This window comes from Acetobacter sp. (genome assembly GCF_047723915.1).
Taxonomy (GTDB): domain Bacteria; phylum Pseudomonadota; class Alphaproteobacteria; order Acetobacterales; family Acetobacteraceae; genus Acetobacter.
This window is the reverse complement of the sequence record NZ_JBDOBQ010000022.1, coordinates 36,089-54,281: the sequence shown is the minus strand read 5'-3', so window position 1 is coordinate 54,281 and position 18,193 is coordinate 36,089. Positions and strand designations below refer to the sequence as shown.

Here is an 18,193-nt window from a genome sequence, read left to right as displayed (position 1 = left end):
CCCCCGGCACCCCCGCCGATTCCCCCCCTGATCACGCTGATCGCGGGCACGCCCGAGGCGGAATGGCGCGAACCTGTTGACAAGATTGTCCGTCTGGCCCTCACTCGCAAGCCGGATATCCTGTTCGTCGTGCGCTGTCTGGTGCCACGGCAGGCGGACCCGCAGGCCGAACAGGCAGCACTGACCGCGCTGGTGGAAGGTGACGGCAGGGCCGTCATGGCGGAAATCGTCCAGGTGGGTGCCTCCGATGCACAGGTGGAGATGTCGGCCATGCCGGATTCGTCCGTGACGAAGCCGGTCGTGCAGGTGTATGTGCGTTAAGGCCGCATGCACCCCTGAAAGACTGGCCGGCCGACCGGTCTGGACCATGCGGTTTTGAATGACCGGGCAACCGCTCTGCCCTGCCGTTCGCGATAAGGAGCGAGGAGACACCGAGCGTGGGAGCGATCAAAAACGCCCGACACCCTTTTTACGAACACTGCGACGAGGCACTCGACCGCATCCGGAACGAAGGGCGTTACCGTAACTTCACACCGCTGGCCCGCCATGCCGAGCGTTTTCCCGTCTATGGCGAAGACCGTCCCGACAGGCCCGACGGGCGTGACGTGGTTGTGTGGTCCACCAACGACTATCTGGGCATGGGTGTCGTGCCCGAAGTGCAGGAAGCCGCCATTGCCGCCGTGCGCAGCCACGGAGCGGGTGCGGGCGGGACGCGCAACATCGCGGGCACCAGCCCCCTGCATAACGAACTCGAGGCCGAAATGGCGTCCCTGCACGGCAAGGAAGCCGGGCTGCTGTTCGTGTCGGGCTATGTGTCCAACCAGGCCAGCCTGCAGACCATCCTGACCTCCATGCCCGGCTGGATCTGTTTTTCAGACAGGCTCAACCACGCCTCCATGATCGCGGGGATCAAGGGCGCGCGCGCGTCGCAGACGGTCATTTTCGAGCATAACGACCTTGAAGACCTTGAACGCAAACTGGCCGCAGCCCCTGTGGACGCGCCCAAGCTGATCGCGTTCGAGAGCGTGTATTCCATGGATGGCGATATGTCCGATATCGGCGCCATCTGTGCGCTGGCCCGTAAATACGGTGCCCTCACCTATCTGGACGAGGTGCATGCCGTGGGCCTGTACGGGGCCGAGGGCGGGGGTGTGTCCCAGCGCGACGGCGTGGCCGATCAGGTCGATATTATCGAAGGCACGCTGGCCAAGGGGTTCGGCGTGCATGGCGGCTACATTACCGCTGCCGCCGGCATTATCGATTTCCTGCGCTCAACCGCTTCGGGCTTTATCTTCACCACGGCCCTGCCACCCTGCGTGGTGGGGGCGGCGCTGACCAGCGTCCGCATGGTGCGCGCCCAGAACTGGCGGCGCGAGGCCCTGTTCGAACGGGTCAACACCTTCCGCCAGCGCCTGCGCGCCGCCGGGGTGCCCTTTACCATGACCCCCAGCCATATCGTGCCGATTCCGGTGGGGGATGCCGAATGCTGCAAACGCATCAGCCGCCGCCTGCTCAACGAGTTCGGCCATTATGCAACGCCCATCAACTACCCCACCGTGCCCGAGGGCACAGAGCGGCTGCGGCTGACACCGGGCCCCTTCCATACGGATGAGATGATGGACGACATGGTGCGCGCCCTCGCCACCCTGCTCCGGGCGGAAGGGCTCATGCCCGAACAGCGCACGGGTCAGGCTGCCTGAAGAGGCTTCCTGACGGGGTTGCCTCACAGGGGTTTTGCCTGACCGGGGCCGCTCTACGGCCCGCCTGACAGGGCTGGCCAACACCACCCGACAGGGTGGGCGGCACATCGGGCCGTGAACCCTGCCGGGTGCAGGGCCCATGTTGCAGCCCCAACGGGGGGCGTACCCTGCCGGGAGCGGATGGAAAAACCTGTTTCAGCCAATCGGGCGCGCATATGTGGCGCGCTCCTCCGGGCTGACCTCCGGGCTGAATGCTGTTCGTCCCGTCAGCCTGCACTGGCGCAGCGGCCCCGCCTTCGGGGCTGCAAAAAAACTCTCGCCCCTCGCCGCACCCTGTTTCTGAAAGACCCGCTCCTGTCTGTCTGTCGCCCATCCTGTCGGTACTGTAACGGGTTCGGGCGCTATGGGTTGCAGCGGCGATCCGGTCCTTTCCCTTGGGCCGGACCGGGGGGTGCAGGCCGGGTGCCGACCTGCTGGGTCCAGTCCGTGTCCAGTGGGATTTTTCTGTTCAGTGAGATTTTTTCAGGCGCGCCAGGGCGGCCTTGAGTTCGTCCAGCGATACCGCGCCGGGAATGATTTCCCTGTCACCGATCAGGAAGGTGGGTGTGCCGTCCAGCTCGATGGAGCGGGCCAGTGCGACGTTTTTCGCCAGGGCGGTCGCGATCGGCGCACTTTTCATGTCGCGTTCCAGCCTGTCCACATCCAGCCCGACCTGTGCCGCAACCCGGCGGATACGATCCTGCCCGGGGGCGGACGTATCGGTCATGAGCGCTTTCTGGAACGTGAGATAGGCGTTCTGCTGCCCGGCCGCCATGATGGCCTGCGCATCCAGCATGCTGTTCGGCCCCAGAATGGGAATGACCTTTTCCACCAGCCGCAGGTCGGGTGTGGCCGCGATCAGCGTATCCAGATCACCCAGCATCTTGCGGCAGTAGGGGCAGCGCGGGTCGTAGAATTCCACCACACGTAGCGTGCCATGCGGGTTGCCCAGAACGATGTCGGTCGAACTGTCACCGAAAAGCGGGGCGTTGCGGCGCACCACGTCCAGCGCGGAGGCCGCCTTCTGTTCGGATGCCTTGCTTTGCAGCGCCGCCACCGCGTCGGACAGAATCGACGGGTCGGTTTTCAGGGCGTCCCGCACGATGCTGACGATTTCAGCCCTCTGGGCGGGGGTGAAGCTGCTGCCCTGCGCATGGGCGGCGAACGGGGTCGTGCTCGCAAGCAGGGCGGCCAGCATGCCGCCAGCGGCCAGGCGCGAAAGAAAGGAGGGGAATTGGGTCATGGTGTCCTATGTCCGTAAAACCGGATGGTACGGCACGGCGATGGGGGCCGCAAGCCCGCTGCCGGGGCAGCGCCGTGACGGTCCTGTTCACGCGGCCGGTGCGCTTGGGGGCGCATGTGTGTTGCTGCCTGCTACAAAGCAGGTTAATCGAACTGGAGTATAGGATGCGTCCGCCCGCCGGAAGACACGCCGGGTAGCGGGCCAGCAGTGGAGACATCAAGGCGTGGCTGCCCAGTTCAAGAAAAACGGTTTTGTCCGGTCCAGCTCTGTCCGGTTCAGCGCATCCCTGTCCAGTCTGTCGCGGTTTGGTCGTGCACGCACGCTGGCGTTGGGGGTGGCCCTTGCGGGAACACTGACCGCCTGCGGCGGCACACACACCATCAAGCCGGTCACGGGCGGCTATGTGGGCACTGTCGCGGCTGACGAACCCCGCGCCGCCGTGGTCGCGCGGGACGTGCTGGCCCGGGGCGGCAATGCGGCCGATGCGGCGACGGCCCTGGGCTTTGCTCTGTCTGTCACGCTGCCGTCACGCGCGTCGCTGGGGAGCGGCGGGGCCTGTCTGGCATGGCGGCCGGGCGACACCGCGGGCCAGGCGTTCATCTTCCTGCCCAGGGCGGGCACGGCCGATGCAAAGGCGGACCGCCCGGCGGCGGTGCCCATGCTGGCGCGCGGGCTGTTCCTCATGCACCTGCATTATGGCAGCGTGGACTTCTCGCAGCTTATCTCTCCCGCCCGGGGGCTGGCCGCGCAGGGCGTGCCGGTCAGTGGCCTGCTGGCGACCGACCTGAACGCCGTCAAGGCGCCGCTGGTGGCCAATGACGCCGTGCGGGCCGTGTTCGGCAACGATGACGGCGGTGCCGTGCTGGGCGCGAACGACGTTCTGCTTCAGCCCCGTCTGGCCGGTGCGCTGGAGCGCCTGCGCATTGCCGGTGTGGGCGATCTTTACAACGGTTCGCTGGGCCAGACATTTGTCGAGGGCGCGCAGGCGTCCGGCGGCGGTCTGACCCGGGCCGACCTGCGCGCCGCCCTGGCGGAAACACAGGCCCCGCTGACCGCCCGGGCCGATGGCGTGGATCTCAGCTTCCTGCCGCCCCCCGCCGATGGCGGGCTGGGTATGGCCGTGGCCTATCTGGCAGGCGCGCGCGGCGCCCGGGCCGATCAGGTCGTAGCGGCATGGCGTGCGCGTCCGGCCACCCAGCAGGGTGGCGCGCAGGCGCAGGCCATGCTCGAAGGCGGCGGGCTGCCAACGGGCGGCACGCTTGTTCCGTTGCCTGCCTCCACCAGCTTTGTGGTGACCGACCGCCTGGGCGGCACGGTCAGTTGCGCGCTGAGCATGAACAACCTGTTCGGCACGGGCCGTATTGCCGGGTCCACGGGGATTGTTCTGGCGGCCTCTCCCACGCGGCTGCCGCAGCCTTTGCTGGCGGCGGGCATTGCCCATCAGGGTGGGCAGTTCCGTGGGGCGGCGGCTGCGTCGGGGCAGAATGTCGCGGCCGATACGGCGGCCATTGCCCTGCACGCGGCTGTGGCGGGCGTGCGCCCGCAGGTTACACAGGGGCTGGGGCGCGCCAATCTTGTGTCCTGCCCGCAGGGCCTGCCCGGCGCGGGTGCCTGTTTCGGCTGGACCGACCCGCGCGACTACGCACAGCCACAGACGGTCGCTGCCCCGCCCCCGCCGCCCCGCCATCCCGTAAAACGGCGGAAGTGACAGCACCCCGGCCCGGCGTGACCCGTGTTGCCCGGGCAGGGTATTTCCACGGGTCTGCCGGAATGCCGTGGAAAACGGCCCCCGGTTCGGGCCGCCGGGCATGGGGCCGGACCCGGGTGCACAGGGTTTGTTAGTAAAGTGTTTGCTTTTTGTTCTATAAAAGAACAAAAAGAGATCATATTCTTAACGCGCCTTGCCGGAGTCGGTTCGCGGACTGTCGGTTGGTGAGTGCGCGTTGCGAGGCCCCGGGCATTGTGGCAGGGGTTGAAGTCCGATGTCCGGCCCGTGGGCAGAGTGTTCGCGGCGGAAGGCCCAGAGCAGAGGGCCCAAACGCAGAGGGATAGAGTAGAATGGACAAGGCAAAGGCGCTGGAAGGTGCTCTGGGGCAGATCGAACGGGCCTTTGGCAAAGGCTCTGTCATGCGGCTGGGCCAGCGCCCGAAAGAACAGGCCGATGTGATTTCAACCGGTTCGCTGGGCTTGGATATCGCCCTGGGTATCGGCGGGCTGCCGCGCGGGCGCGTGGTGGAAATTTACGGCCCCGAAAGCTCGGGCAAGACCACACTGGCCCTGCATGCCATTGCCGAGGCGCAGAAACGGGGCGGCACCTGTGCGTTTATCGACGCCGAACACGCGCTGGACCCCGGCTATGCCAAGAAGCTGGGCGTGGATATCGACAACCTGCTGATCAGCCAGCCCGACGCGGGCGAGCAGGCGCTTGAAATTGCCGATACGCTTGTGCGCTCCGGCGCGATCGACGTGCTGGTGGTGGACAGTGTCGCAGCCCTTGTGCCCCGTGCGGAGCTTGAAGGCGACATGGGCGACAGCCATGTGGGCCTGCACGCCCGCCTGATGAGCCAGGCCCTGCGCAAGCTGACCGGTACGGTGTCGCGTTCGAACACGCTGATCATCTTCCTCAACCAGATCCGCATGAAAATCGGGGTCATGTTCGGCAGCCCCGAAACCACGACCGGCGGTAACGCGCTCAAGTTCTATTCTTCCGTGCGCATGGATATCCGCCGGATCGGGTCGATCAAGGACAAGGACGAGGTCACGGGCAACCAGACCCGCGTGAAAGTCGTCAAGAACAAGATGGCCCCGCCTTTCCGGCAGGTGGAATTCGACATCATGTACGGCGAGGGCATCAGCAAGGTGGGTGAGCTGATCGACCTTGGCGTAAAGGCCGGCGTGGTGGAAAAATCGGGGGCCTGGTTCTCCTACGACAGCCAGCGGATCGGGCAGGGGCGTGAAAACGCCAAGCAGTTCCTGCGCGACCATCCCGACATGGCGGCCGATATCGAACGCCGCGTGCGTGAGGATGCCGGGGTCGTGGCCGAGGCCATGATGGTCGCCCCCGATCAGGACGAAGTGGAAGACTGATCCACCGCGCGTGAAAGCAGGCGGGCGCTGGCGTCGTACTGCGCCAGTATGGCCCGTTCTTTCGCGCAGGTTGGTTCAGGGGCGAAGCCCTGCCGCAGCCAGAACGGTACCGCAGGGCCGATGGCGGTCAGGCTCAACCATGCCAGGCCGCGCCTGCGGGCCTGATTTTCCGCCAGGGCGATGCCCGCTCTGGCATGGCCGCCGCCACGGGCGGTGTCGGCTAGAGCCAGGTCGTGAATGTACCAGCGGTCGGGCAGCCGGGGCAGGTGGGTGAGCAGGGTATTGAGCGGGACCGACAGCGCCCCTTTCCAGGGGTGGCTGACAAGGTAGCCAGCCAGCCCGCCGCCCCGTTCGAGCACAAAGCACCCTTCGGGGGCAAGCGCCAGCCGTTCGGCAAAAATGGCGGCATCTTCGGGATAGTCAGGGTAGCAGGTACCTGCCAGTTGCAGGACGGGAACAAGATCGTCTGGCGTCATAACACGCCAGATGGTATCTGCGCTTGAAGTGTTCATGCGGGAACTGTTTTCTAGGGATTGTTTTCGTCAAGACCATAATCGGGAAAAGTAGGTGGCATGACAGACGGGGTGACGGCTGAGACGGCGCAAGGCCTGACAGATGCTTCCGCGCGGCGGGTCAGGCTGACGCTGCGGGTGGATGTGGATGGTCGCCCGGCCCTGGGCCACGGCAAGATACGACTTTTGGAACATCTTGCGCAAACCGGCTCCATTTCGGCGGCGGGGCGCGCCATGGGCATGTCCTACCGGCGCACCTGGCTGCTTGTCGACAGCCTGAACCGGCTTTTTGCCCACCCTCTGGTTCAGACCAAACCCGGGGGCGGTGGCGGGGCGGGGCTTACGGCTGTCGGTCAGCAGGTGCTCGACCTTTACCGCGATGTCGAACGGCAGACCGCCCGGCTGGCTGCTGACCGCCTTGCGCAGATCGAAGCCCTGCTGGGCGCACCTGTGACCTGCCCAGAAAAAACCGTACCAGCGTGACAAACTGCCAGACATGACTAAAATCCCGCCGGACAGGTTTTAAAGACTGGAGACAGGTGTGCCATTCAATGTGCTAAGACGTGGGGTCATTCAGGCGGGGGCAGGTGCTGCGCTGGCATCTGTCGTGGGCGGAGTCGTGCGTCCCGCCCGGGCCGATGATATCACCGGAGCGACCGGCACATTCGACGACAATACAGTGACCCAGATTGCGCGGCGGCTCGCCGGTGCGTCCTACCGCGCGCCCGACCAGCACCTGCCCGGCGCACTGGATAATCTCAGTTTCGATCAATATCGCGGCATTGCCTACCGCCCCGAACGGGCCTTGTGGGCGGGTGACGGTCTTGCGTTCGATGTCGAGTTTTTCCCCCGCGGGTTCCTCTACCGTCCCAGGATCGAGATTTACGAAGTCAAGGACGGGCATTCAGCCCCTGTTCCCTATTCCCCTGACCTGTTCACCTATGCCGACCCCACGCTGAGAACATCCGATTCACTGGGATTCGCGGGGCTGCGCCTGCGCACGGCCATCAATACCCCCACGGTCATGGAGGAATTCTGCGTCTTTCTGGGGGCGTCCTATTTCCGCGCGGTGGCCAAGGGCCAGATCTACGGTCTTTCGGCCCGGGGGTTCGCCAACGGCACGGGGGATCCGAAGGGGGAGGAATTCGCCCTTTTCCGCGCATTCTGGCTCGAAAAACCCCAGCCCGGCGTGCAGTCGGTCGTGTTGCACGCGCTGCTGGACAGCCCGTCCCTGACCGGGGCATTCCGCTTTACCATCCGGCCGGGCGACACCACGGTGTTCGATGTGCAGAGCACCCTGTTCCCGCGTACGACCATAGAACAGCCGGGTGTGGCCACCCAGACCGGCATGTTCTATTTCGACGTCAACGATCACAACCATATCGATGACTGGCGCCCCGCCGCTCATGACAGCGAAGCCCTGCAGATGTGGACCGGCGCGGACCTGCAACTGTTCCGCCCCCTGCGCAACCCGCTCGATCTGCAGATGTCGTCGTTTTCCGACGTTTCGCCGCGTGGGTTCGGGCTCATGCAGCGCCGCCGCGCCTTCCACGATTTCGAAGACCTGGCCCTGCATTACGAAAAACGCCCATCCCTGTGGATCGAACCGATCGGTGACTGGGGTGCGGGCTGGGTCGATCTGGTGGAAATTCCCACCCCGAACGAGGTGAACGACAATATCGTCGCGTTCTGGCGGCCCAAGGAACCCATGCGCGCGGGCAAGGAATACAGCTATACCTACCGCATGTACTGGGGCTGGGACGTGCCTTTCCCCACACCTCTGGCGCGGATTGGCGCCACGCGGGTGGGGGCCGCGACAGACAACAGCGATGCGCGTTTCTTTGTAATCGACTTTCTGGGAACGCCGTTCGACCACCTGCCCAAGGACACGCATTTCCATGTCACCCCCAAGGTGTCGGCTGGGTCGGTGCGGAATGTGGTGGTTGAGCCCAACCCCGAAATCAACGGCTGGCGCACGACGTTCGAATTTGTCCCCGGCGATGCCAAGGTGGCGGATATGACCTGCGTGCTGGAGACCGATAGCGGCCCGATTTCAGAACAGTGGCTGTATCGATGGACGCCGTAAGCCAGCATACGACCGTGCCGTCTCCTTCATACCCGGCCCTCCCGCCCGAATCCCCGCTGGCCATGCCCGTGCAGAACCTGCATGCGGCACCCGACATGCAGGGCCGTGCGCGCGTTCCCGCCACGTCGCCCCGCTCCATCGCGCTGCGCCGTCTGTCGGTGATCGGGTCCGCCCTGGTCCTGACCGCCTATGGCGCGTGGCGCACCCACAAGGTCATGGACGCCGCAGGAATTTCCACCCTGGGTGTGATCATGCTGGTGCTGTTCATTGCCCTGTTCATGTGGATCGCGCTGGCGTTTACATCCGCCGTGGCGGGGTTCTGCTCGCTGGTGGCGCATGGCGGGCTGGGGCTGGGGATCAGCCGCACCGGCCCCCTGCCTGTGCTGACCCGCCGCACCGCCCTGCTGCTGCCCACCTATAACGAACCGCCGCACCGTGTCATGGCGGGGCTTAAGGCCATCTACACCAGCCTGCGCGAAACCGGGCAGATGGCGGCGTTCGACCTGTTTATCCTGTCCGACACCACCAATCCCGATATCTGGGTTGAGGAGGAAGCGGCTTTTCTTGCCCTGCGTGAGCAGACCGGCGGGCACGGGGACATTTTCTACCGCCGGCGGCATAACAATGTCGAACGCAAGGCGGGTAATGTGGGCGACTGGGTACGCCGTTTCGGCGGGGCGTACGACCATATGGTGACGCTGGACGCCGATTCCGTCATGTCGGGGGAAACGCTGGTGCGCATGGCCGCCGCCATGGAGCGTAACCCCGGCGTAGGCCTGATCCAGACTTTGCCGGTCATTGTTGGCGGCACCACGCTTTTTGCCCGCATGCAGCAGTTCGCGGGCCGGGTCTATGGTCCGATCATTGCCTTCGGTATTGCCTGGTGGCACGGGGCGGAAGGCAATTACTGGGGCCATAACGCCATTATTCGCACCCGGGCCTTTGCAAGCCAGGCCGGGTTGCCGCATGTGCCGGGCAAGCCGCCTTTTGGCGGGCATATCCTCAGCCACGACTTTGTCGAGGCAGCCCTGATGCGGCGCGGCGGCTGGGCCATTCACATGATCCCCGCACTGGACGGTTCCTACGAGGAAAGTCCCCCTTCGCTGACCGACGTGGCCATTCGCGACCGGCGCTGGTGCCAGGGGAACCTCCAGCACGTCAAGGTGCTGCCCACGACGGGGCTGCACTGGGTCAGCCGCATGCATATGGTCATCGGCATCGGGGCTTATGTCACGTCGCCCCTGTGGCTTGTGTTCCTGCTGACCGGCATTCTTATTTCGCTGCAGGCCCATTTCGAGCGGCCGGAATATTTTGGCGATACACGGCTGCTGTACCCGCACTGGCCGCATGTCGATCCGGTGCAGGCCAAATACGTGTTCATCGGCACGATGATCATTCTGCTGGCCCCCAAGCTACTGGCCTATATCGCCCTCCTGTTCGATGGCGGGACACGGCGGGGCTGCGGTGGCGCTCTGCGGGCCGCCCTGTCCATTCTGGCGGAAACGCTCATTGGCGGGCTGATTGCCCCTATTGCCATGCTCATCCAGACTTCGGGCGTGATTTCCATCCTGACCGGGCACGATTCGGGCTGGAACACCCAGCGCCGCGACGATGGCGGTATTCCGCTGTGGGATATTGTCCGCCAGTACGGCAGGTTTACGGTGTTCGGCATTCTGCTGGGGGCCGGGGCATGGGTTGTGTCGTCCTCGCTGTTCTTCTGGATGACGCCTGTTCTGCTCGGGCTGGTGTTTTCCATTCCACTGGTGGCCTTTACCAGCAGCCGTTCGGTCGGGCTGGATTTCCGCAAGGCGGGGCTGCTGCTCGTGCCCGAAGAAACCCGGCCGCCACAGGTGCTGACCCAGCTTGCCCAGGGGCTCGAAGCCGATCAGGGTCCCGCGCTGCCGCAGGACGCCCTGCGCGCTTTGCGGGCCGATACAGGGCTGTCGCAGGCGCATATGGCCATGCTGCCGCCAGACCGCCAGCCGGGCGATCCCATCAACGCGGATCAACTCGTGGGTCTGGTCAAGCTGTCAGAAGCCACCAGCCTTGGTGCCGCCGACAAGGCACTGACGCTCAAGGAAAAAGCAGCCGTTCTGGCGACCCGCAGGGGGGTGGACGCCATCCTGCGCCTGCCCGACTGACAGGACTGCGGGGCAGGGGCCTGCCGCAAAAGGCGATACCTGCCGTGAAGCTGCGCGGGCCTGAAGTCGTGGGCGTGAGGCCACGGGTCTTGCGCTCTCCCGATATGTTGTAGCCAGGTGCTTGGGGGCGGGTTTTTCAGGCGGCAGAAGTTCTCGCGCCGCATGCGCCGGTCTTTCAGAGCAGCTCGGTCCTGTCTGCTCTGTCAGTCCCGCCCGCCATGTGTTGGTCTGTTCACGTGCTGATCTGTCTGTCGCTTCTGCCGTGTCAGGCAATGCGTGCGCCTGCCACCCAGACTTCGCGCACATGCAGGTCGGGGGTCATCACTACCAGATCGGCCCGGTGGCCTGGTGCAAGTGCGCCCCGGTCCGCAAGGCCCAGATAGCGGGCTGGGTTCTGGCTGAGCAGGGCTGCGGCCTGCGGTAGCGGCGTGCCTGCCGCCACAGCGTTGCGCAGGGCGGTGTCCAGTGTCAGCACGCTGCCGGCAAGGCTGCCGTTGGGCAGGCGGGCGGTGCCGTTTTCAACCATGACATCCTGTCCGCCAAGCTGGCTGGGCCCGTCGGGCAGGCCGGTTGCGCGCATGGCGTCGGTCACGAAAACAAGCCTGTCGGGCATGACCCGCTGGGCAAGCCTGTATGTACCGGGGTGGACATGGTGGGTGTCGAAAATCATTTCCGCGTAGGCGTCGCTGCACATCAGGGCGGCACAGGGGCCGGGCCTGCGGCTTTCAATACCGGGCATGGCGTTGAACAGGTGGGTGCCCCCTGCCACACCGCCCGCCGCACATATGCGGCAGATGGCCTGCTCGGCCTGATCGTAACCGGCGGTGGTATGCCCCAGGCTGACCCGCACGCCAGCCTTGGCGAACCGGTCCATGGCGGTGTCGGCATGGGGGAGTTCGGGTGCCAGGGTCACGACCCGCACGCAGCCCGGGGCAAGGGCCTGGGTCACGCGTTCGGGCGTGGGGTCCAGCGTGAAAGGCGGCTGCGCGCCCAGCCGGTGCGGGCTGACGAACGGTCCTTCAAGGTGGGCTCCCGCAATATCCGGGCCGTGGGTGACCGGCTGGCGCATGACTTCGGCAATGGCCGCCAGCGCGGCCAGCACGTCCTGCCATGGGTTGGTAATGGTGGTGGGCAGCAGGGTCGTGGTGCCATGCCGGGCATGAAAGCGGCTGAGCGTATGGATGGCGGCCACGCCGTCCATGGTATCGGCTCCGTCCCCGCCATGGACGTGGCAGTCTATGAAACCGGGCAGAATATACTGCTCCGGTGCATGGGACTCAGGCGTTATGGCATGCAGGCGATCCGTGAAGGAAAGCCTGCCGGGCAGGATCCGGTCCGGCAGAACAAGCTGGCCGCTCAGGTCTGGCATGCGAAAGGTCCCGTATCAGTCATGGTCGTGTGAAAACAGCGTGCCGTAGGCGGCGATCAGGCCGTAGGACAGAAACGTGATGGCCACAAAGGCGGACTGAAACCCCAGCAGAGGTTCAAGAGCCACGAAAACCTGCGGCACAATCCCCCCGCCGCAATAGGCCATGACCAGCATGGCCGAGACCGGTGCCGCAGCCCGCCCCGCCCCATTGAGGATAATGGGGAAAAGCGAGGGGAAAATCATGGCATTGGCAAAGCCCAGCAGGCTGACCGCCAGAACGGAGGCATAGCCGTGAGTCAAAAACGCCATGAGACTGAACACCCCGCCCATGGTGCAGGACAGCAGAAGATACCGCTCCTGCGTTATGAATCGTGGTGACAGCGCAAGCCCCGTAAGGTAGCCCAGCAGCATGCATGACAGGGTAAGGGACGTAAAAAAGCGTGTCTGGTCGAGGGATATTCCAAAGCCCTGCGCATAGGTACCTATGGCGTCCCCGGCCAGAACTTCCGTCCCGACATACGCGAACATGGCAAGCGCACCCAGCAGGGCACGGCTGGACCATATGGTGTTCCGGGCCGAATCTGGAGCTGGAGCCGGGTGGGGCGGTGCGACGGCAGCGTGCGCAGGCGTACTGTATGCCCCGCTCGCGGAGGGCGGGGGTGCAGCAGGGGCACTGTGGCCCGGCGTGGCGGTGGGTGGCGTTCGGGGCAGGGGGGTGGCGCCTGTGGTGTCCAGGTCCGGCAACCCCGAGCGCACGACCCAGAAGGCTGTAGCCCCCAGAATTGCCGCCATGCCAAGATAGGGCCAGTAAATGGCCGACAGGAACTGCTGGCGCAGGGCGTCACGGATATCCGGGTCGCTTTGTGCCGCAAGCTGGCTGGCAAATTCGGCAATGTGGCGCATGGCAAGGCTTGCCAGCACAAGCGGGGCAAGAATGCCACCCAGCTTGTTGCACACCCCCATAATGGCGATACGCTGCGCCCCGCGCTCGCGCGGGCCGAGAAAGCTGACATACGGATTGACCGACACCTGCAGCATGGCCAGTCCCGCGCCCAGAACCAGAAACCCCGCCAGTGTCGCGGGGTAAGACTCCGCCCGCATGGCCTGGCCCACAAGCACCATGCCCACGGCCATGATCAGCAGGGCGTAACCCAGTCCGCGCCGCAGCCCGGTGCGGGCAATGGCCATGCTGGCCGGCACGGCGAACAGGAAATATGCGATGTAGAAAACAAGCGGGACAAGAAAGCTGCTGATCGTGTCGAGCGAAAACGCCACCCGGACAAAGGTTATCAACGGCCCGTTCAGCCATGTGACAAACCCGATGATAAAAAACAGCACTGCCGTCAGTACCAGGGGTTTCCACCCGTAAGCGCCGGTGGGGCAGGCCGTAAGGGTGCGGGCGGTGTCGGGGGCAGACATGTGTTCCTGCCCCGGTGCCTGCATGACCGGTCGCGGCCCGGTCGATGCCTGCCCAGCCAGTGTCTGTCCAGGCGGTGCCTGCCCAGTGGATGCCTGTTCAGCGAAGGCCTGCCCAACGGGTGTCTGCCCGCGCGGTGGTTGTCCGTGCGGCGGCTGCCCGACTGGTCCCGGCTCATCCGGTCCCTGCCTGTCTGCTGCCGGTCCGGGGGGTGTCTGTCCCACTGGTATCGTTCCGGCAGGGGGCTGCCCGGACCGGGGGGGCGGCGCGCTCATGCGCCAGCCTGCATGGACGGGCTCATTCTGCCCGGGCCTGCCGTGCCAGCATCTGCCCAGCCAGTGCCCGCGCTGCTGATATTTGTCCTGCCGATACCTGTCCTGCCTTCACCCGTTCCGGCCGCGCCTGTGGCCGGGGTGTCAGTCCGCAGCCGGTTCGGGTACGTTGTCGATCTGCGCGCAGGCCTGCGCCAGCCCGGCGGAAGGGTTGGGCTGCGCGCACAGCGCCTGCGCGTCGGGGGAGCAGTGTTCGAGCGAATTTTCAAAGTCCGACTCCAGCACATCCTGCGCCACCACAACGTCCTGATCGTGAAAGCGTGCTTCTTCCTGCGTCAACTGGTCCTGTGTCTTGTGCAGAGCGCTCAGAGCCGTCACACAGCCATCGCTCGCGGCGTCGGGTCTGAAATGCAGGATGGCAAGCTGCCTTTGCAGCTTGCGGTTGGGCACCGTGTCGCGCGGGGTGGGCGGGGCTTCGGCTTCGTCATCCTGGGCGGCGGCGGGCGAGATCATGGCCCCGGCAACCGGCAGGGAGAACAGCGCCATGACGCAGCCCAGCGCCAAAAGGCGGTTAAAACCGGATACGGAACCAGACACGGCGGGGCTCTCCTGTTCTTGCGGCTGTGCGTGCCGGTTTTCTAGCCTGTACAGGCCGCTCGGGTCAAAGAAACAAGCCGGGCGTGCAGTGCAGGCTTGGCATGATGGCGCGATTGATGCTAGGTGTGAACCCGGAAAGTCGGCAGTGGACGGATACCTTGCCAACCCCGGTCAGGTCCGGAAGGAAGCAGCCATGACAAGTTTTGTCCGGGTCATTGTCCGGCTTTCCACCGGAATGTCCGCCCCCTGCGGCGGCACCGCCCCCCGCGCAAGGGGGATGGCGCGCAGCAACGCGCTTCTTTTTTCGGACCCGGCATGACCGACGACACAGACGCCCTGCCCCCCGAGGACGAGGGCCTTCCCTGCCCCGAACCCGAAGGGCCCGGCCTGTTCGGCGACCCCGCACCCCCGCCATCGGCGCCCGTCTCTGTGGCAGAGCCCGAGCCTGCGGCCGCACCCTCTGTGTCGCTCCCAGCCGGCGTACCGGCTGCCGCGCCCCCTGCCGCGCAGTCCGCCACCCCATACCGGGTGCTGGCGCGCAAATACCGCCCCACCACGTTCGATGACCTGATCGGCCAGGAGGCCATGGTCCGCACCCTGCGCAACGCCTTCGCGCTGGGGCGGGTGGCCCATGCCTTCATGCTCACGGGCGTGCGCGGGGTGGGCAAGACCACCACGGCGCGTATCATTGCCCGTGCGCTCAACTGCACCGGGCCGGACGGCAACGGTGGGCCCACGGCGGACCCGTGCGGCGTATGCCCCAACTGCCTGGCCATTCTGGCCGACCGCCACCCCGACGTGCTGGAAATGGACGCCGCCTCGCGCACCGGTGTGGACGACGTGCGCGAAATTATCGAAGCCACGCGTTTCCGCCCCATGCAGGGGCGCATGAAGGTCTTCATCATCGACGAAGTGCATATGCTTTCGCGCAATGCCTTCAACGCCCTGCTCAAGACGCTGGAAGAACCGCCAGCACAGGTCACGTTCATTTTCGCCACCACCGAACTGCGCAAGGTGCCGGTCACGGTGCTGTCGCGCTGCCAGCGTTTCGACCTGCGGCGCGTGCCCCAGGCCGATCTGGTGGGGCTGTTCGCACGCATCGCGGACAAGGAACATGTCCGCCTGTCGGACGATGCGCTGGCCCTTGTCGCCCGTGCGGCCGATGGGTCCGTGCGCGACGGGCTTAGCCTGCTGGACCAGGCCATTGCCCAGGGCAGCAGCGACAATGCCAGCGGCACGGGCGGGGCCAACCCCCAGGGCGTGATCGCGGCTTCGGTCGTGACCGACATGCTGGGCCTGGCCGACCGCGAGGTTGTGTTCGACCTGCTGGAAGCCGCCCTGACCGGCCAGCCGGAACAGGCACTGGCCCTGATGGACGCCGCCCATGCGCGCGGGGCCGATGCCGGGCTTGTGCTGGGTGACATGCTCGAACTCGTGCATACGCTCTCGCGCCTGCGGGCCGTGCCGTCGGCCGGGCAGTCCGCCGACATGCCCGAGGCCGAGCGCGTGCGCGGTACGCAGATGGCGGCCAGTTTTCCCGTACCCGTGTTCATGCGTGCGTGGCAGATGCTGCTCAAGGGCCTGCAGGAACTTGAAACCGCGCCGGACCGCCGCGCCGCGGCCGATATGGTGCTGATCCGCCTGTGTTTTGTGGCTGACCTGCCCTCGCCCGAGGATCTGGTGCGCCGTCTCTCCGGTGGGGCTGCCGTCGGTACGTCCGCCGGGGGCACGGCGTCTGGTGGCGCGGGTGGCCCGTCCTCCGCTCCGCAGGCGGGGCGCGGTACTGCGCTGCTACCGCAGGGGCCTGTGTCATCCGGTATTCAGGTGGACCGGTCTGGCGGGGACACCGCTCCGGGTACTGCGGGCCTGTCTCGGAACGTGGCGCACAGCCCGGAACAGCCGGGTGGCGGGCGGGCGCATCTGCGCATGGTTGCGGGGTCTGCCGCGCTGTCCTTGGCTCCGGGGGCGCAGGCCCAGACCGCGGGCATGGCTGAGCCCGTCCTGCAACACCCCACTCCGCAACAGCCCGACATGGCCGAAAGCGCGCCAGACGCCGCCCCCGCCATACCCCGCACCTGGCGTGAGGCCGTGGCCCTGGTCAAGGACCAGCGCGAGGCCATCCTGCATGGGCAGTTACGGCATGCGACCCATCTGGTGTCGTTCGCACCCGGCCAGATCGTGCTGCGGCTTGCCCCCGGTGTGCCAGCCGATGTGCCGCGCCAGTTGCGGCAGGTGCTCGAACGCGCCACGGGCATGGCGTGGCAGGTTGGCGTGTCCGACGCCGAGGGCGAGCCCACGCTGGACGCGCAAGGGGCGGAGGTCATCCAGTTCCGCCGCAGGGAGGCCGCGTCCCACCCGCTGGTGCGCGCGATCCTGGCTGCTTTTCCCGACGCCGAACTGGGTGAGGTGCGCGATCACGGGCTGGACGATTACGGCCTCCCGCCCGAGGAAATTCCCGAAGCGCTGGCAACAGGGTTCGCCGGCGTGCCCGAAGCCGCGTTTGACGAGGCGTTCGGCGCGGATTTCGGTCCCGATTTCGCTCCTGATTTCGGGGCGGACATGCCTGATTTCGCGTTCGCCCCGCTTGACGCGGCCTTGCTGGACGATGATGAACGACCCTACGATCCGGGCCGCCCGCCGGGCTGAAGGCGGGAGTATGCGGGCCGGGCCGCCGCTGGCAGGTCATACCCTGCCAGGGTGGCGCACAGGATAATGATACGGTTTTGAAACCCAGGGGGGATGACCATGAAAAACCTTGCCTCGTTGATGAAGCAGGCCTCGCAGATGCAGGCCAAGATGGAAGCCATGCAAAGCACGCTCGAAGGCATGAGCATTGAGGGTGCGGCCGGTGCGGGCATGGTCAGCGTAGTGCTGAGCGGCAAGGGCGACATGCGCTCCATCAGGATCGACCCCAAGCTGGCAGACCCGTCGGACATGGAAATGCTGCAGGACCTGATCGTGGCCGCCTGTGCGGATGCCCGCAAGAAGCTGGACGCCACGGCGGCGGAAGAAATGCAGAAGGTCACCGGCGGGCTGAACCTGCCGCCGGGCCTGAAACTGCCGTTCTAAATCCCTAACGGTACGGGCGGAGAAAGGCCGGGCATGGACGCGGGCGGCGGGCAGGAAATAGAGCAGCTCATACGCCTTCTGGGGCGGCTGCCGGGGTTTGGCCCCCGTTCGGCGCGACGTGTGGCGCTATACCTGCTCAAGGACCCGCAGACCCGGCTGGCCCCGCTGGCCCGCGCCATGGAAAAGGCGGGGGCCGCCATCAGAACCTGCTCGTCATGCGGGAATCTGGATACGGTGGACCCGTGCCATATCTGCCGCGATCCTTTGCGCGACCACGGGGTGGTCTGTGTTGTGGAAACGGTGGGCGACCTCTGGGCGCTTGAGCGCGCGGGCGTGCATCGCGGCGTGTATCAGGTTCTTGGCGGCACGCTGTCTCCGCTATCCGGCACGGGGCCGGAGGATCTGAACATCGCCCCGCTTTTTGCGCGGCTTGCGGCCGGGCAGGTGCGGGAGGTCATTCTGGCTCTGGGCGCCACGGTCGAGGGTGCGACCACCATGCACTGGCTTATGGACAGGCTGGAGCCCTATGACGGGGTTGCTGTCAGCCGGGTGGCGCAGGGCGTGCCCATGGGCGGGGCTCTGGACGTGCTGGATGACGGCACGCTGGCCGCGGCCCTTGGCGCGCGCCGCCCGGCCTGAAATGCACCATGCCTGAAATGAA

Annotated in this window: 14 protein-coding genes, 1 other RNA gene and 1 pseudogene; 11 read left to right on the top strand and 5 right to left on the bottom strand. The window is 66.0% G+C overall.

Translation table 11 applies throughout. The features are described from left to right. Together ABF990_RS11445 and hemA are read left to right on the top strand one after the other, a co-directional pair. Window positions 1-321, top strand: a pseudogene (locus ABF990_RS11445) (hypothetical protein); the annotation flags it as partial. A gap of 116 nt (window positions 322-437) precedes the next feature. Then, window positions 438-1,700 (top strand): 5-aminolevulinate synthase, encoded by a 1,263-nt coding sequence (hemA, locus tag ABF990_RS11440; RefSeq protein WP_415491401.1) that lies wholly within the window; start codon window positions 438-440, stop codon window positions 1,698-1,700. 508 nt (window positions 1,701-2,208) lie between these two features. Here hemA and ABF990_RS11435 read toward each other — a convergent pair. Further along, window positions 2,209-2,982 carry a DsbA family protein gene (locus ABF990_RS11435; RefSeq protein ID WP_415500882.1) on the bottom strand — a complete coding sequence of 258 codons (774 nt, stop codon included), beginning with the start codon at window positions 2,980-2,982 and terminating at the stop codon, window positions 2,209-2,211. A 223-nt stretch (window positions 2,983-3,205) separates the two neighbouring features. On the opposite strand from ABF990_RS11435, the gene ABF990_RS11430 reads away from it, so the two are divergent. Together ABF990_RS11430 and recA are read left to right on the top strand one after the other, a co-directional pair. Next, window positions 3,206-4,690: a gamma-glutamyltransferase gene (locus ABF990_RS11430; protein ID WP_415500881.1), complete on the top strand. Its 1,485-nt coding sequence runs from the start codon at window positions 3,206-3,208 to the stop codon at window positions 4,688-4,690. A 350-nt stretch (window positions 4,691-5,040) separates the two neighbouring features. Next, entirely contained in the window at window positions 5,041-6,069 is a 1,029-nt protein-coding gene (gene recA, locus ABF990_RS11425) for a recombinase RecA (RefSeq protein ID WP_415491404.1), read from the top strand. Here the strand turns inward: recA and ABF990_RS11420 are convergent. After that, the gene (locus ABF990_RS11420) at window positions 6,048-6,545 is read right to left on the bottom strand and encodes a GNAT family N-acetyltransferase (RefSeq protein ID WP_415500880.1); all 498 of its coding nucleotides are present in this window, start codon (window positions 6,543-6,545) and stop codon (window positions 6,048-6,050) included. The two genes, recA and ABF990_RS11420, sit on opposite strands and share 22 nt — an antisense overlap. A 96-nt stretch (window positions 6,546-6,641) precedes the next feature. Here ABF990_RS11420 and ABF990_RS11415 point away from each other — a divergent pair, with 96 nt between their 5' ends. From ABF990_RS11415 to mdoH, 3 genes are read left to right on the top strand one after another with little or no spacing between them, the layout of a single operon-like run. Next, window positions 6,642-7,064, top strand: coding sequence for a winged helix-turn-helix domain-containing protein (locus tag ABF990_RS11415; RefSeq protein ID WP_415491406.1), 423 nt, complete (start codon window positions 6,642-6,644; stop codon window positions 7,062-7,064). Window positions 7,065-7,122: 58 nt separating this feature from the next. Next, window positions 7,123-8,667: a glucan biosynthesis protein gene (locus ABF990_RS11410; protein ID WP_415491407.1), complete on the top strand. Its 1,545-nt coding sequence runs from the start codon at window positions 7,123-7,125 to the stop codon at window positions 8,665-8,667. Continuing rightward, window positions 8,655-10,808 carry a glucans biosynthesis glucosyltransferase MdoH gene (gene mdoH, locus ABF990_RS11405; protein ID WP_415500883.1) on the top strand — a complete coding sequence of 718 codons (2,154 nt, stop codon included), beginning with the start codon at window positions 8,655-8,657 and terminating at the stop codon, window positions 10,806-10,808. The genes ABF990_RS11410 and mdoH overlap by 13 nt, the downstream gene beginning before the upstream one ends. Before the next feature lie 265 nt (window positions 10,809-11,073). Here mdoH and nagA read toward each other — a convergent pair whose 3' ends face one another. The 3 genes from nagA to ABF990_RS11390 form a co-directional block, all read right to left on the bottom strand. Beyond that, on the bottom strand, window positions 11,074-12,177 hold the full coding sequence (gene nagA, locus ABF990_RS11400) for an N-acetylglucosamine-6-phosphate deacetylase (RefSeq protein ID WP_415500879.1): 1,104 nt from the start codon (window positions 12,175-12,177) through the stop codon (window positions 11,074-11,076). 15 nt (window positions 12,178-12,192) lie between these two features. Next, window positions 12,193-13,596 (bottom strand): MFS transporter, encoded by a 1,404-nt coding sequence (locus tag ABF990_RS11395; RefSeq protein WP_415506618.1) that lies wholly within the window; start codon window positions 13,594-13,596, stop codon window positions 12,193-12,195. Window positions 13,597-14,010: 414 nt separating this feature from the next. Continuing rightward, on the bottom strand, window positions 14,011-14,463 hold the full coding sequence (locus tag ABF990_RS11390) for a hypothetical protein (protein ID WP_415491410.1): 453 nt from the start codon (window positions 14,461-14,463) through the stop codon (window positions 14,011-14,013). 133 nt (window positions 14,464-14,596) lie between these two features. On the opposite strand from ABF990_RS11390, the gene ffs reads away from it, so the two are divergent. The 4 genes from ffs to recR all read left to right on the top strand — a co-directional run bounded on the left by ffs (window position 14,597) and on the right by recR (window position 18,171). After that, window positions 14,597-14,695, top strand: an RNA gene (ffs, locus tag ABF990_RS11385) — signal recognition particle sRNA small type. Between the two features lie 83 nt (window positions 14,696-14,778). Beyond that, window positions 14,779-17,109 (top strand): DNA polymerase III subunit gamma/tau, encoded by a 2,331-nt coding sequence (locus ABF990_RS11380; RefSeq protein WP_415500888.1) that lies wholly within the window; start codon window positions 14,779-14,781, stop codon window positions 17,107-17,109. A gap of 99 nt (window positions 17,110-17,208) precedes the next feature. Beyond that, complete coding sequence (locus tag ABF990_RS11375; RefSeq protein ID WP_415491412.1) at window positions 17,209-17,532, top strand: YbaB/EbfC family nucleoid-associated protein; 324 nt, start codon at window positions 17,209-17,211, stop codon at window positions 17,530-17,532. A 33-nt stretch (window positions 17,533-17,565) separates the two neighbouring features. Next, window positions 17,566-18,171, top strand: a complete 606-nt coding sequence (recR, locus tag ABF990_RS11370; RefSeq protein ID WP_415491413.1) for a recombination mediator RecR — start codon at window positions 17,566-17,568, stop codon at window positions 18,169-18,171. Window positions 18,172-18,193 lie beyond the last annotated feature (22 nt).

What these genes read in the sequence shown, in the direction of transcription:
- ABF990_RS11435 (WP_415500882.1), bottom strand. Translation starts at nt 2,982, where the DNA reads ATGACCCAATTCCCCTCCTTTCTTTCGCGCCTGGCCGCTGGCGGCATG.
- recA (WP_415491404.1), top strand. Translation starts at nt 5,041, where the DNA reads ATGGACAAGGCAAAGGCGCTGGAAGGTGCTCTGGGGCAGATCGAACGG.
- ABF990_RS11420 (WP_415500880.1), bottom strand. Translation starts at nt 6,545, where the DNA reads ATGACGCCAGACGATCTTGTTCCCGTCCTGCAACTGGCAGGTACCTGC.
- ABF990_RS11415 (WP_415491406.1), top strand. Translation starts at nt 6,642, where the DNA reads ATGACAGACGGGGTGACGGCTGAGACGGCGCAAGGCCTGACAGATGCT.
- mdoH (WP_415500883.1), top strand. Translation starts at nt 8,655, where the DNA reads ATGGACGCCGTAAGCCAGCATACGACCGTGCCGTCTCCTTCATACCCG.
- nagA (WP_415500879.1), bottom strand. Translation starts at nt 12,177, where the DNA reads ATGCCAGACCTGAGCGGCCAGCTTGTTCTGCCGGACCGGATCCTGCCC.
- ABF990_RS11395 (WP_415506618.1), bottom strand. Translation starts at nt 13,596, where the DNA reads ATGTCTGCCCCCGACACCGCCCGCACCCTTACGGCCTGCCCCACCGGC.
- ABF990_RS11380 (WP_415500888.1), top strand. Translation starts at nt 14,779, where the DNA reads ATGACCGACGACACAGACGCCCTGCCCCCCGAGGACGAGGGCCTTCCC.
- ABF990_RS11375 (WP_415491412.1), top strand. Translation starts at nt 17,209, where the DNA reads ATGAAAAACCTTGCCTCGTTGATGAAGCAGGCCTCGCAGATGCAGGCC.
- recR (WP_415491413.1), top strand. Translation starts at nt 17,566, where the DNA reads ATGGACGCGGGCGGCGGGCAGGAAATAGAGCAGCTCATACGCCTTCTG.